The sequence below is a fragment of the Kribbella sp. NBC_01505 genome (genome assembly GCF_045040285.1).
GTDB lineage: Bacteria > Actinomycetota > Actinomycetes > Propionibacteriales > Kribbellaceae > Kribbella.
Genome location: NZ_CP109425.1, coordinates 8,428,680 through 8,441,335 on the forward strand (window position 1 = coordinate 8,428,680; position 12,656 = coordinate 8,441,335).

Below are 12,656 nucleotides of genomic sequence, written 5' to 3' on the forward strand. Positions count from 1 at the left end.
TATGGTAGACACAGATCAACCGATCAGGGAAGTCATATGACCGAATTGCTGTGGGGCTCGGCCCAGCCGCCGAGCCGTGGGCCGAAGCCGGCCGTCACGCTCGCCGGGATCGCCGAGGCCGCGATCCGGATCGCCGATGCCGAAGGGCTCGAGGCGGTGTCGATGCAGCGGGTCGCCGACGACCTGCCGGTCACCAAGATGGCGCTTTACCGGTACGTTCCTGGCAAGGCCGAGCTGGTCGCGGTGATGAGCGATCTCGCCATGGGTGAGCCGCCGGAACGCGGCGAGCTCCCCTGGCGGGAAGCCCTCTACGCCTGGTCGATGGACCTCCATGAGGGGTTCGCCCGGCATCCGTGGCTGCTGCTGTCGACGCTCGGCCGCCGCCCGATCGGTCCGAACGAGCTCACCTGGCTGGATCGCGGCGTCCGCGCCCTGACCGACTCAGGCCTCGACGGCAGCGAGAAGTTCGACGCCATCGTGGTGCTGGTCGGCCACGTCCGGACGCTCGCCTTGCAGACGACCTCAGTGCCCGGCGGCAGGCAAGGCCTCACCGAGGAGGCGTTCCTCAGTGACTTCGCCGCGATCCTCACCACGCATGCCGACCGCTTCCCCAGCCTGGCCGCCGCGATGCAGTCGGCCGGCCAGGACAACCAGGGCCTCGAGTTCGGCCTTCAGCGCATCCTCGACGGGCTGGAGTTGCTCATCACGAGCCGGAAGGCGTGAGCTTCGGCGTATTGAAACGTTGCCGATACGTGCTGGCGCTCAGGCCGAAGTGCGACTTGAAGCGGCGGGCGAAGTAGTTCTGGTCCGGCCAGCCGACCGACTCGCCGATCCGGCTCACCGGCAGGTCCGTGTGCAGCAACTGAACGGCCGCCAGCTCGACGCGATGCCGGGACAGATAGGCCATCGGCGGCAGGCCGGTCGCCGACTTGAACAGCCGCACCAGATATCCCGGCGCCAGGTGCAGGGACTGCGCGAGGTCGGTCAGCGTCCACGGCCGCGCCGGGTCAGCCTCCAATAACCGCATCGCATCCAGTACGGCGGGATGCGTGCGCGCGCGGAGATCGTCACGCTCGGCGACCGCCCGGGCCAGGCAGCTGAGGTAGAGCGACAACCAGCCGATCAGGTCACCACGATGCTGCCCGATCGGCCGATCCTTCAGCGACCGGAGTTGGTCCAGATGCCGACGCGCTTCGGCGAAGGTTTCGGCGTCGAGATGTGTGCTCAACACCCCACGGCGCTGGGCGGAGAACGGTCCGGTCCACAACAGATATCCGAGCAGCGGATCTTCCCGGGTCCACGCCAGTTCGCGCCGTACCAGGTCGGCGGAGAAGCAGCAGTTGTAGACCTCGAGGTCGTCGCACTGCTCGTACTCGTGCCACACGCCCGGCCGCAGCAGGATCGCGTCACCGGACTGCAGACGCTGCCGGCCGGCCTGGCTGTGATGGACGCCGGTGCCGCCGATCACCAGCGCGATCTCGAAGAAACTGTGCGTGTGCAGCGGGTGCGAATCCACGTGCACATGGGGTCCGGCGTGCAGGATCGCGCCGTCGACGAAGTGCAGCAAAGTGCCTTGCGTCCGTACCGGCTCGTCGACCATGCCTCACGATAGGGGCCGAGGTTCATTTCGTGCTAGGACTCGTGCACTCCGGACTATTTCTGAGGGGGTACTCGTCGCAAGCTGGCCCTGAATCGTTTCATTCGCACCGGTTGGAGCCTCATGCCGAATCTCGCCGCACCGAGCAGCATCCGCTTCGAACACCGCACCGACACCAGCGCTTCCGGTCCCGTCCTCGGACTGGGTACCGCCACACCCCGCCTGTCCTGGCAGCTCGCCACCGCACCCGCCGACTACGTCCAAGCGGCGTACGAGGTCGAGATCACCGGTACGACGACGCAGTCGTACACCGTGGAATCCACCGAGCAGGTGCTGGTCCCGTGGCCTGGTGAGCCACTGGCCTCGCGCCAGCAGGTGGCAGTGCGGGTCCGCGTCCGAGGCGATGGCGACTGGAGTGCGTGGAGTGAGCCGGCGGTGGTCGAGGCCGGGCTACTTGGTCCGGACGACTGGACCGCCCGTTTCATCAGCCCTCAGGACGGCCCGCTCGGCTCGCCCGCTCCCCTGCTCAGCTCCACGCTCGATCTACCGGGTGACATCACCAGGGCCCGGCTTTATGTCACGGCCCACGGCATCTACGTTCCCGAGCTCAACGGGAGCCGGGTCGGCGAGGACGAACTCGCGCCCGGCTGGACGGCGTACCAGCATCGACTCCGCTATCAGACGTATGACGTGACCGAACTCGTTCTCGCCGGCGACAACCAGCTCGAGTTCCTGGTCGGCAACGGCTGGTATCGCGGCCGGCTCGGCTTCCGCGACCAGGACCAGGTCTACGGCACCCGGCTCGCGGTTCTCGCCCAGCTGGAGGTGGCGACCGGCGACGGCAAGCTCCACACGTTCGGCACCGACGACACGTGGAACGCGCGAGAGAGCGCGATCTTGGCCGACGATCTGTACGACGGTCAGCGCACCGACCTGCGCCGTACGCCGGGATCCGCCGCCCCGGTCGACGTTCTCGACGCCGACCTCGGCCTCCTCGTCGCACCGGACGGCCCGCCGGTCCGGATCACCGAGAAACTCCCGGCGAGAGCGCTCTCTACTTCTCCGAGCGGTAAGACCCTGATCGACTTCGGCCAGAACCTCGTCGGCCGCGTCCAGCTCACCGTCCGCGGCGGCACGGCCGGGGACGAGATCGTGATCCGCCATGCCGAGGTGCTCGAGAACGGCGAGCTGGGCGTCCGTCCGCTCCGGACCGCCAAGGCGACCGACTCCTACGTGCTCGCGGGCCCGGACGAGGTGCTGCTCGACTCCCCACTCACGTTCCACGGCTTCCGGTACGCCGAGGTGACCGGCGTACCGGATCTGCGCCTCGAAGATCTGACCGCGGTTGTCGTTGGCAGCGATCTGCGGCGGACCGGTTGGTTCGACTCGTCGCACGAGCTGCTGAACAGGTTCCACGAGAACGTCGTCTGGGGGATGCGCGGTAACTTCGTCGACGTCCCCACCGACTGCCCGCAGCGCGACGAGCGGCTCGGATGGACCGGCGACATCCAGGTCTTCTCCCCCACTGCGAGCTTTCTGTTCGACACTGCCGGTTTCCTCGGCAGCTGGCTGGCCGACCTGGCCGCCGAGCAGTACAAGGACGGTTCGGTCCCGTTCGTGATTCCCGACGTACTGCGTAACGCCGAGCCGGCCACGGCCGCTTGGGGCGACGCGGCAACGATCGTGCCGTGGGTGCTCTACCACCGGACCGGTGATGCCGGGCTACTCGCTCGGCAACTGCCGAGCATGCGCGCCTGGGTGGACAAGATGGCTGCCTTGGCCGGGGACGATCTGCTGTGGGCCGGCGGATTCCAGTTCGGCGACTGGCTCGACCCGACCGCTCCCCCGGAGAACGCGGCCAAGGCGCAGGCCAACCCGGACGTGATCGCCACCGCGCATTTCGCCCGCTCCGCCGAGGTCGTAGCCCAGGCCGCCGAGATCGTCGGAGAGCGCGATCTCGCGACCGACTACCGCGATCTGGCCGCGCAGGTCCGGCGGGCGTTCGCCTCCGAGTACGTCACCGCGGGCGGCCGGGTGCTCAGCGACGCACCGACGGCGTACGCGCTGGCTCTGCAGTGGGCATTGCTCCCCGACGACGGCCAGCGGGCGCGTGCCGGTGAGCGCCTCGCTGACCTCGTTCGCTCGGCGGCCTTCCGGATCAGCACGGGCTTCGTCGGTACGCCGCTGATCGCGGACGCGCTCTCAGATGCCGGGCACCCGGACATCGCCTACCGCCTTCTCCTGCAGACGCACTGCCCGTCCTGGCTGTATGCCGTGACGATGGGCGCGACGACAGTCTGGGAGCGCTACGACAGCATGCTGCCCGACGGCAGCATCAACCCCGGCGAGATGACGTCGTTCAACCACTACGCCCTCGGCGCGGTCGCCGACTGGATGCATCGTCGGGTCGCCGGCCTCGCTCCGGGCGAACCGGGATACCGCTCTCTCGTGATCCGCCCACTCCTCACCGGCAGCCTCACCCACGCCTCCGCCAAACACCTCACCCCGTACGGCGAGGCCGCGGTCGCGTGGAGCCGTCGTGACGGCGAGATCGCGCTCTCCGTGACCGTTCCGGTCGGCAGCCGCGCGCAGGTCGCCGTACCGGGGACTGCCGAGATGGTCGAGGTCGGTCACGGCACGCACGAGTGGACGGCTGCCGACGTCGAGACTGCGCCGCTCGCCTCCGCACCGACCGTGCGGCAACTCATCGACCACGAGCCGAGCTGGAACGCGATCGTCGCAGGAGCACGAGAGAGCGCTTTCGCGACCGACGACGCCGCGCTCGCCGCCCGGCTCGCGCCTTACCTCGACCAGCCCGCCGCCCGGCTCAAGGAGGTGGCAGGCGACTCCGGCGCGCTCCGATCCGCTCTCGAAGCCCTCCTCAATCACTGATCACGCACCCATCCCCTAGGAGGTCATGATGACGTTCCGCCCAGGCATGCGAGCTGCCGTCGTACTTGCAGTCGGCTCCCTCGCCCTGACGGCCTGCAGCGCAGGCAGTCTCGGTTCCAGCGACGATTCGGGTGGGGGTTCGGTCACGATCACCTATTTGATCGGCAATCAGGATCAGGACATCAAGACGGCCGATCAGCTCGTGAAGGACTTCACCGCGAAGAACGCCGGGATCACGGTCAAGACCGAGACGCGGCCGGCGGGTACCGAGGGCGACAACCTGGTCAAGACGCGGTTGTCGACCGGCGACATGCCGGACGTGTTCGGCTACAACACCGGGTCGCTGTTCCAGGCGATCGCGCCGCAGAAGAACCTGGTCCCGCTCGGCGACCAGCCGTACGTGAAGGACCTGGACGCGAACTTCGCCAAGACCGTCACCGCCGACGGCCAGGTGTACGGCGTACCGGGCGGCGGCTTCATGGGCGGCGGCGTGCTCTACAGCCTGCCGGTCTACGAGAAGCTCGGACTGAAGATCCCGACCACCTGGGCCGAGTTCATGGCCAACAACGCCAAGATCAAGGCTGCTGGTGGGGTCGCACCGGTGATCCAGACGTACGGCGAGACCTGGACCTCGCAGTTGTTCGTGCTCGGCGACTTCCACAACGTGGCCGCCGCCGAGCCCGACTTCGCCGACCGCTACACCAAGAACCAGGCGAAGTACGCGAGCTCTCCCGCGGCGGTGAAGGGGTTCGAGCACACGCAGGCTGTTCACGACGCCGGTTACGAGAACACCGACTTCGCCTCGGCCAAGCTCCCGGACGGCCTCCGGATGCTTGCCCAGGGCAAGGGTGCGCACTACCCGATGCTGTCCGGCGTGATCGCGAACCTGATCGCGACCTACCCGGACGCGGCCAAGAACGTCGGACTGTTCGCGTTGCCTGGTGACGACGCGAGCAAGAACGGCCTGACCGTCTGGACGCCCGGCGCCAACTACATCCCGAAGACCACGACCGGCGACAAGCTGGACGCGGCCAAGAAGTTCCTCGCCTTCATCGCGAGCCCCGACGGCTGCGCGTCGATGACCAGGGCCGGTGCCCCGACCGGGCCGTACGCGGTCAAGGGCTGCACGCTCCCGGCCGACGTACCGCAGGCAATCAAGGACATGCAGCCGTACCTGGACAAGCCCGGTGGGTCCAGCCTCGCGCTGGAATTCCTGTCACCGGTCAAGGGCCCGTCGCTGGAGCAGATCACCGTCGAGGTCGGCTCCGGAATCCGGAAGGCCAAGGACGGCGCCGCCCGGTACGACGAAGATGTGAAGAAGCAGGCGCAGCAGTTGGGGCTGGCGGGATGGTGAGGGTGTACCGCCCCTACTCGAACTGGTTCTACCTGCCGACCGCACTGATCTACGGCGTACTGTTCCTGGTCCCGACCTTCGCCTCGCTCTACTTCAGCCTGACCCGGTGGAGCCTGTTCGAGTCGAAGTTCATCGGGCTCGACAACTTCAAGCTGTTCTTCCAGGAACCGGCCCTGATCAAGGGCTTCACCAACACGCTGATCTACGCGTTCGTCACCTCCGGCTCGAAGGTCGTCCTCGGCCTGCTGCTCGCGGTCCTGCTCACCTCGCAGATCGTTGCCCGCGGCTACCTTCGCTCGGTGGTGTTCTTCCCGGTCCTGGTCTCGACGATCGGCGTCGGACTGACCTTCACGGTGCTGATGAACCCCGAACGCGGGCTGATCAACGGCGCGTTGAGCGTGATCGGCATCGACGGCCCGGGCTGGCTGACCGACCCGAAGTGGGCGTTGCTGTCGGTGGCCGCGGTCGACGTCTGGAAGGGCGTCGGCCTGGCCACCCTGATCTACATCGCCGGGATCGTCTCGATACCGCGCGAGTACGTCGAGGCTGCGCGCGTCGACGGGGCTGGTTCGTGGGAGACGTTCCGGCGGATCGTGCTACCGCTGTCCCGGCCGGCCACGGTGACGGTGATCATCTTGTCGCTGATCGGTGGGTTGCGTTCGTTCGACCTGATCTGGGCCATGACGCGCGGCGGGCCTGGTTTCACCTCGGACGTGATCGCGTCGGTGATCTACAAGCAGTACCAGGCCGGCTTCTACGGCCTGTCGACCGCGGGCAACGTCGTACTGTTCGTGGTCGTCACCGCGATCATCCTGCCGCTGTCCTGGTTCCTGAACCGGCGGGAGGTGGAGCTGTGAGTACGGCGGAGTTGGTCAACCACCGGCCGGGCCGCAAGCTCGCGCTGAGTGCGGTCGCGATCGTCGCGTCCGTGGTCGTGTTCCTGGTGCCGTTCGTGTTCATCGTGCTGACCGCGGTCAAGGACCGGCAGCAGTCCGCGTTGCTGGACTTCTCCTGGCCGCATCAGTTCCGGTTCGTGCAGAACTTCATCGAGGTGGTCGAGGCCCGCGACTACATGCTGGTGATCGCGTTCATCAACTCGACCATCCTCACCGTGGCCAGCGTGACCGGGATGGTCGTGCTGGCGGCGATGGCCGGGTTCGTGCTGCAGCGCCGGAAGAGCCGGTGGAACGGTTTCATCAACTTCCTGGTGCTGGCCGGACTCATCATCCCGCCGGCCGTCGTACCGACGATCTGGGTCCTGCAGCAGTTCGGCCTCTTCCGGACGATGCCCGGTCTGATCCTGATCGAGATCGCCTATGGGTTGTCGTTCTGCATCCTGCTGTTCCGCGCATTTGTGGCGACCATCCCGCGGGAGCTCGACGAGGCCGCGATCATCGACGGCGCCGGCCCGCTGCGGCTGTTCTTCGGGGTGATCTTCCCGCTGCTGCGGTCGGTCGTCGTGACGGTCGTGGTGGTGCAGTCGGTGGCCGTGTTCAACGACTTCGTGAACCCGCTCTACTTCCTGCCCGGCGACAAGAACGCCACCGTCCAGCTGACCCTCTACAACTTCTCCAGCCAGTACTCGACGCAGTACAACCTGCTCTTCATGAACATTCTGCTGATCACGATTCCACCGCTGATCATGTTCCTCTTCTTCAACCGTCAGATCGTCGCCGGGATGACGTCCGGAGCCGTCAAAGGCTGAGTGATTTGCGGACCAGCGCGTAGGCCTGGGGTTGCTTCTCGCCCCACTCCGGGGCATGCGTGAGCGTGGCGACCTCCTCGAAACCAGCATCAGCAAGCAGCGTCGCCACGTCCGCCGGTTCCTGCAGAAAGACGTCGAGATCGACATCGTGCCCATACGCGGTGGCGAGGTGGTATGTCCCAGCGCCGGTCGCTGCCGCCTTGTAGCCGTAGATGAGGTGGCCGCCGGGCTGGAGGACGCGGAACACCTCGGCGAACGCGGCGGGGAGTTGCTCGCGCGGGGTGTGGACCAGCGAGTACCACAGGAGCGCACCCGCGAGCTCGCCGTCCTTCAGGTCCAGCTCGAAGATCGAGCCGACCTCGAACCGCAGATCCGGGTACGCCTCGCGTGCGACCTCGACCATGCCAGGGCTGAGATCGATGCCGAACACATCGAGCCCGTCCTGAGCCAGGTGCGACGTCACCCGCCCGGTGCCGCAACCGAGGTCTGCGATCGGCCCAGGCGAGACCGTCTCGCTGAAGTACTTCAGCATCATCCGCTCGGCCACGCCCTTGGCGACGAGGTCTTTGAGCATGTCGTGATAGTCAGCCGCAGCCGCGTTGTAAGAGCCCTGGATGTCGTTCATGCCAGGACTTTAGGGAGGCCCTCCGACAGTTTCTGATAGCACTGCGGAGTGTTGTACGCATGCGCCGACAACCGCAGGTACGACCGACCCTCGAACCCCGTGAGCGTGACCTCGATCTGCAGTTCTTGCGACACGTGCTGCTTGAAGACCTCGGCGTCCGCCACCACCATCGGCAGTTCGACCAGCCGCAGAGTCGGCGCCGGATTCGCCACCTCGCCGATCGACGTACCGAGCGCCTTGGCCACCAGCCGCGCGCCCTCTTCCAACATCGCGGTGATCTGCGGCCGCCGTACCGACCACTCGAGCTCGGCCAGCACCTGCAGCGACTCCGGCGCCGCGATCCACGGGGCGTAGTCCTGCGTGCCCTGCATGTCGAACCGCTCCGGCAGCCGCTCGTCGTACTCCGACCACGACGTGATCAGCGGGTACGACGCAGCCCGCCACTTCTCGGCCACCACCAGCCCGGCGGTCGCGCGCGGAGCGGCCGGCCACTTGTGGAAGTTGCCGGTCCAGAAGTCGGCCCCGTCACCGGTAGGCGCATCGATGAGCGCAGGAGCGTGCGCACCATCCACGATCACCGGTACGTCGCGGCTGTGCGCCAGCTCGACCAGTCGGGCGATCGGCAGGATCGTGCCGGTCGCGGCGCTGACGTGGTCGACGAGCAGCACCGACCCCGCATCCAGAGCGGGCTCGATCAGCGCGACCACCGTGTCGTCGTCGGCCTGCATCGGCAGATCCACCACGAACAGTTCCGCTCCACGGGCCCGCGCGACGCGCTCGGCGGCGTACCGGGAGGCGCCGTACACGTGATTGGTGGTGACGATGCGGCTACCACTGCGGATCGGGACGGTGGCGAAGGCGGCGGTGATGCCGGCGCTCGCGTTCGGGACCAGGGCGAAGCCGGCCGGATCGGCCTCCAGGAACGCGGCCAGCTCGAGCCGCGCGGCGCTCAGGCGCTCGGGCACGGAGCGGAACCACACCATCGGATTCGCCTCGGCCTCGGCCCGCAGCCCGGCCAAGACTTCCTGGGTACGGCGTGGGACGGCGCCCCACGAGCCGTGGTTCAGATGCACCACGGCGGGGTCGAGGGTCCACAGGTCTGGGCGGGGGCTGAGTACCGTCACCAGCCAAACGGTACATAATTCCTGACGTGTACCCCTACCTCGACCACGACGGTCCGATCGCGATGGCGCACCGCGGCGGCGCCAAGCACCCGGACCTGATCGGCTACGAGAACTCGCTGCACGCCTTCGAGCACGCGGTCGGCCTCGGCTACCGCTACCTCGAGACCGACCTGCACGCGACCAGCGACGGGGTCGTGATCGCGTTCCACGACGACGTGCTGGACCGCGTCACCGACCGGACCGGCAGGATCGCCGACCTGCCCTGGTCGGAGGTGAGCAAGGCCAAGATCAACGGCCACGAGCCGATCCCCCGGCTCGACGAACTGCTCGAGCACTTCCCCGAGATCCGGTTCAACCTCGACATCAAGGCGGAGAACGGCCTCGCCCCGGCGGCCGACGTACTGCGGGCCGCGAACGCGATCGACCGGATCTGCGTCTCGTCGTTCTCGCAGTCGCGCGTCCGCCGGATCCGCAAACTCCTCGGGCCCAGCCTCTGCACCGGGTACGGCGAACTCGAGATCGTGCTGCTGCGGTTCCTGCCGATCGCGCTGCCGTCGAAGGGCGCCTGCCTGCAGATCCCGGAGAAGTACAAGGCGCTCCGGGTCCTCACCCCAGGCCTGATCGACCGCGCCCAGTCCGCCGGCAAACAGATCCACGTCTGGACCGTGGACGACCCCACCACCATGCGCCGCCTCCTAGACGCCGGCGTCAACGGCCTCATCACCGACCGCACCGACCTCCTCCGCGAAGTCCTCCTCGAACGCAACCAATGGCCCTAACGTCCGAAGAACCCGCACACCCCGTCTCCGGATCCTCGGACGTTGTATCCGCCTCCTCGCTAACGTCCGAAGAACCCGCACACCCCGTCTCCGGATCCTCGGACGTTGTATCCGCCTCCTCGCTAATGTCCGAAGAACCCGCACACCCCGTCTCCGGATCCTCGGACGTTGTATCCGCCTCCTCCCTAACGTCCGAAGAACCCGCACACCCCGTCTCCGGATCCTCGGACGTTGTGAAAACGGGGGCGGGAGGCTGGGGTGGTGCGTAGGGTTCGGCGGTATGACGCTGGACGAGGTGGACGCGTTGTTGGGGGCTGAGGCGGATCACCGCGATGCGGAGCGGGCGTTTCTCGCGCAGGGGTGGACGGCGTGTGGGGTGGGCGACTGGGCTTGGGCGTTCCGCTCGCCGGACGGGGAGTTCGCAGTACGGATCAGTCCGTTCGATCCAGCCGGTCCGTATGTCGCGGAGGTCTATCGGGAGGCCGCGCACACTCGACAGGTCCCACGGTTGTTCGCACACCGCCGGCTGACTGGCGGCGGCGATCTCCAGGTCATGGAGTGGCTCGACGCCGTGCCTGAGCCGGAAGCGATCGCGTTCCACCAGGCGATTGCGCAGCGTGCGCCCGAGGTTGCTGAGCTGGCCGACATCACCAGCCGGGTCCACCGGCGTGCTGACGCCGAGCTGCCGTGGTGTGGACCGCTCGACGTCAACCCGGACAACGTGATGCGCAGCGTGGGCGGGCGGCTGGTGATCGCCGACCTGTTCTCGGCCGCGGGCCCGGAGCTGTACCGGCTGGCGGCCGAACAGCCGGAGCTCGTGGTCGCTCGGATCCCCTCGCCCGAACGCCGGTTCATGGCCGACATTCCGTTGACTTCCTCGGGTCCGTGGGAGCCGGGAGCGCAGGAGAAGCTGATGGCCGGGCTTGCCGCGGCCGACGCGGCACAGTCAGCTTCCTGACAGACCACCCTTTGGTCCCTCGGAGCTGCCACACTCTGCGCATGGGAATTCTCTCCGCCCCCGCCGGAGTCGACAAGCGGGAGTACTGGGGCTTCAGCCTCTACGACTGGGCCAACTCCGGCTACGTCACGACGGTCGGCACGGTGCTCTTCGCGCCGTACCTGACGTCGGTCGCCGAAACCGCAGCCTGCGGTTACTCCGGTACGACGGACAGGCCCTGTCACACGAACCTCGACGTACTGGGGCTCGGCATCTCCCCCGGCTCGCTCGCCTTCTACGTGGTCACGATCGCGACGCTGTTCTCGGCGTTCTTCCTGCCGATCGTCGGCGCGATCGCGGACCGGCTCGAACGCAAGAAGCTGCTGATGTGCGGCTTCGCGTGGGCCGGTGCGCTCGCCGCGTCCTGCATGGTGTTCGTGGAGGGCGGGAACTGGCAGCTCGGCGCGCTGCTGCTGTTCATCGGCAACCTGTGTCTCGGGTCGTCGCTGGTCGTGTACGACTCGATCCTGATCGACATCGCACCGCCGGACGCCCGCGACGACGTCTCGTCGCGCGCGTGGGCCTTCGGGTATCTCGGCGGCTTCATCCTGCTGGCCGTCAACCTCGGCGTCGTCACCGCGCACGAGGCCCTCGGCCTGAGCCAGGGCACGGCCGTCCGCCTCAGTCTGCTGAGCGCCGGTCTGTGGTGGGGCGCGTTCACGTTCGTCCCGTTCATCAGGCTCCGCAACCGGCCGCCGACGAACGTCGTACAGGTTCGTGAAGGCAACATCATCCGGCAGAGCTTCGGGCAGTTGGCGGCGACCCTGACCCACATCCGCGCCTACCCGGTGACGCTGCTCTTCCTGGTCGCGTACCTGTTCTTCAACGACGGGATCCAGACCGTCATCTCGGTCTCCTCGACGTACGGCGAGAAGCAGCTCGGGTTCGAGACCCAGGTGCTGATCATGACCATCCTGCTGGTCCAGTTCATCGCGTTCTTCGGAGCGCTCGCCTTCGGCCGGTTCGCGCGGCGGTTCGGTACCCAGCGCACGATCATGGGCGGGCTCGTCGTCTGGATGCTGATCGTGATCGCCGGCTTCCTGCTCCCGGCCGGCCAGATCCTCCCGTTCCTCGCGATGGGCGCCGCGATCGGCATCGTCCTCGGCGGCACCCAGGCACTGTCCCGCTCCGCCTTCAGCCAGCTCATCCCGAAGGGCCGCGAGGCCGAGTACTTCTCCCTCTACCAAGCCGGCGAACGCGGCACCTCCTGGCTGGGCACCCTCGTCTTCGGCCTGGTCCACCAGATCACCGGCTCCTACCGCCCAGCCATCGTCGCCCTGGGCATCTTCTTCCTGATCGGCCTCATCCTCCTCAGCCGCGTCAACATGCGCCAAGGAATCACCGAAGCCGGCAACACCCAGCCCACCCTCGTCTAACGCTCGCCTGAAGTGCCGCTTTGAGCACCCCTCGACCATTCCCCGGCCGCCGATCTGGTCAACGGGTGCACAAGGCGGCGCCGGTAGCTGGCCCTTGAGCACGGTTCGACCATTTTCGTGCCCGCGAAGTGGTTGGTGCGTGCTCAAGGCAGTTCCCCGTACGGCGGCGCTGCCCCGCGCGCATGTGGTTGACGGCCTACCGCACGG

General features: G+C 67.5%; 11 protein-coding genes. 8 read left to right on the plus strand and 3 right to left on the minus strand.

Translation table 11 applies throughout. The features are described from left to right. Positions 1-36: 36 nt before the first annotated feature. On the plus strand, positions 37-723 hold the full coding sequence (locus OG474_RS39680) for a TetR/AcrR family transcriptional regulator (RefSeq protein ID WP_405058812.1): 687 nt from the start codon (positions 37-39) through the stop codon (positions 721-723). On the opposite strand, the gene OG474_RS39685 is transcribed toward OG474_RS39680, so the two are convergent. Then, entirely contained in the window at positions 704-1,600 is an 897-nt protein-coding gene (locus OG474_RS39685) for an AraC family transcriptional regulator (protein WP_405058813.1), read from the minus strand. The genes OG474_RS39680 and OG474_RS39685 overlap by 20 nt on opposite strands. Before the next feature lie 120 nt (positions 1,601-1,720). Here OG474_RS39685 and OG474_RS39690 point away from each other — a divergent pair, with 120 nt between their 5' ends. From OG474_RS39690 to OG474_RS39705, 4 genes are read left to right on the plus strand one after another with little or no spacing between them, the layout of a single operon-like run. Next, entirely contained in the window at positions 1,721-4,489 is a 2,769-nt protein-coding gene (locus OG474_RS39690; RefSeq protein ID WP_405058814.1) for a family 78 glycoside hydrolase catalytic domain, read from the plus strand. Between the two features lie 28 nt (positions 4,490-4,517). Continuing rightward, positions 4,518-5,843, plus strand: a complete 1,326-nt coding sequence (locus OG474_RS39695) for an ABC transporter substrate-binding protein (protein ID WP_405058815.1) — start codon at positions 4,518-4,520, stop codon at positions 5,841-5,843. Continuing rightward, positions 5,837-6,700 carry a carbohydrate ABC transporter permease gene (locus OG474_RS39700; RefSeq protein WP_405058816.1) on the plus strand — a complete coding sequence of 288 codons (864 nt, stop codon included), beginning with the start codon at positions 5,837-5,839 and terminating at the stop codon, positions 6,698-6,700. The genes OG474_RS39695 and OG474_RS39700 overlap by 7 nt, the downstream gene beginning before the upstream one ends. Further along, on the plus strand, positions 6,697-7,548 hold the full coding sequence (locus OG474_RS39705) for a carbohydrate ABC transporter permease (RefSeq protein WP_405058817.1): 852 nt from the start codon (positions 6,697-6,699) through the stop codon (positions 7,546-7,548). Before OG474_RS39700 ends, OG474_RS39705 begins: the two co-directional genes overlap by 4 nt. Here the strand turns inward: OG474_RS39705 and OG474_RS39710 are convergent. Together OG474_RS39710 and OG474_RS39715 are read right to left on the minus strand one after the other, a co-directional pair. Continuing rightward, a complete protein-coding gene (locus OG474_RS39710) occupies positions 7,538-8,173 on the minus strand; it encodes a class I SAM-dependent methyltransferase (protein WP_405058818.1) in 636 nt (211 codons plus the stop codon). The two genes, OG474_RS39705 and OG474_RS39710, sit on opposite strands and share 11 nt — an antisense overlap. After that, complete coding sequence (locus tag OG474_RS39715; RefSeq protein ID WP_405058819.1) at positions 8,170-9,297, minus strand: aminotransferase class V-fold PLP-dependent enzyme; 1,128 nt, start codon at positions 9,295-9,297, stop codon at positions 8,170-8,172. The genes OG474_RS39710 and OG474_RS39715 overlap by 4 nt, the downstream gene beginning before the upstream one ends. A gap of 26 nt (positions 9,298-9,323) precedes the next feature. On the opposite strand from OG474_RS39715, the gene OG474_RS39720 reads away from it, so the two are divergent. The 3 genes from OG474_RS39720 to OG474_RS39730 all read left to right on the plus strand — a co-directional run bounded on the left by OG474_RS39720 (position 9,324) and on the right by OG474_RS39730 (position 12,449). After that, positions 9,324-10,076: a glycerophosphodiester phosphodiesterase gene (locus OG474_RS39720; RefSeq protein WP_405058820.1), complete on the plus strand. Its 753-nt coding sequence runs from the start codon at positions 9,324-9,326 to the stop codon at positions 10,074-10,076. Between the two features lie 280 nt (positions 10,077-10,356). Continuing rightward, positions 10,357-11,034 carry a hypothetical protein gene (locus OG474_RS39725; RefSeq protein WP_405058821.1) on the plus strand — a complete coding sequence of 226 codons (678 nt, stop codon included), beginning with the start codon at positions 10,357-10,359 and terminating at the stop codon, positions 11,032-11,034. A gap of 41 nt (positions 11,035-11,075) precedes the next feature. Beyond that, a complete protein-coding gene (locus OG474_RS39730) occupies positions 11,076-12,449 on the plus strand; it encodes an MFS transporter (protein ID WP_405058822.1) in 1,374 nt (457 codons plus the stop codon). Positions 12,450-12,656 lie beyond the last annotated feature (207 nt).

Coding starts and splice junctions, on each gene's coding strand:
- OG474_RS39730 (WP_405058822.1), top strand. CDS start 11,076: ATGGGAATTCTCTCCGCCCCCGCCGGAGTCGACAAGCGGGAGTACTGG.
- OG474_RS39695 (WP_405058815.1), top strand. CDS start 4,518: ATGACGTTCCGCCCAGGCATGCGAGCTGCCGTCGTACTTGCAGTCGGC.
- OG474_RS39700 (WP_405058816.1), top strand. CDS start 5,837: ATGGTGAGGGTGTACCGCCCCTACTCGAACTGGTTCTACCTGCCGACC.
- OG474_RS39725 (WP_405058821.1), top strand. CDS start 10,357: ATGACGCTGGACGAGGTGGACGCGTTGTTGGGGGCTGAGGCGGATCAC.
- OG474_RS39680 (WP_405058812.1), top strand. CDS start 37: ATGACCGAATTGCTGTGGGGCTCGGCCCAGCCGCCGAGCCGTGGGCCG.
- OG474_RS39690 (WP_405058814.1), top strand. CDS start 1,721: ATGCCGAATCTCGCCGCACCGAGCAGCATCCGCTTCGAACACCGCACC.
- OG474_RS39710 (WP_405058818.1), bottom strand. CDS start 8,173: ATGAACGACATCCAGGGCTCTTACAACGCGGCTGCGGCTGACTATCAC.
- OG474_RS39685 (WP_405058813.1), bottom strand. CDS start 1,600: ATGGTCGACGAGCCGGTACGGACGCAAGGCACTTTGCTGCACTTCGTC.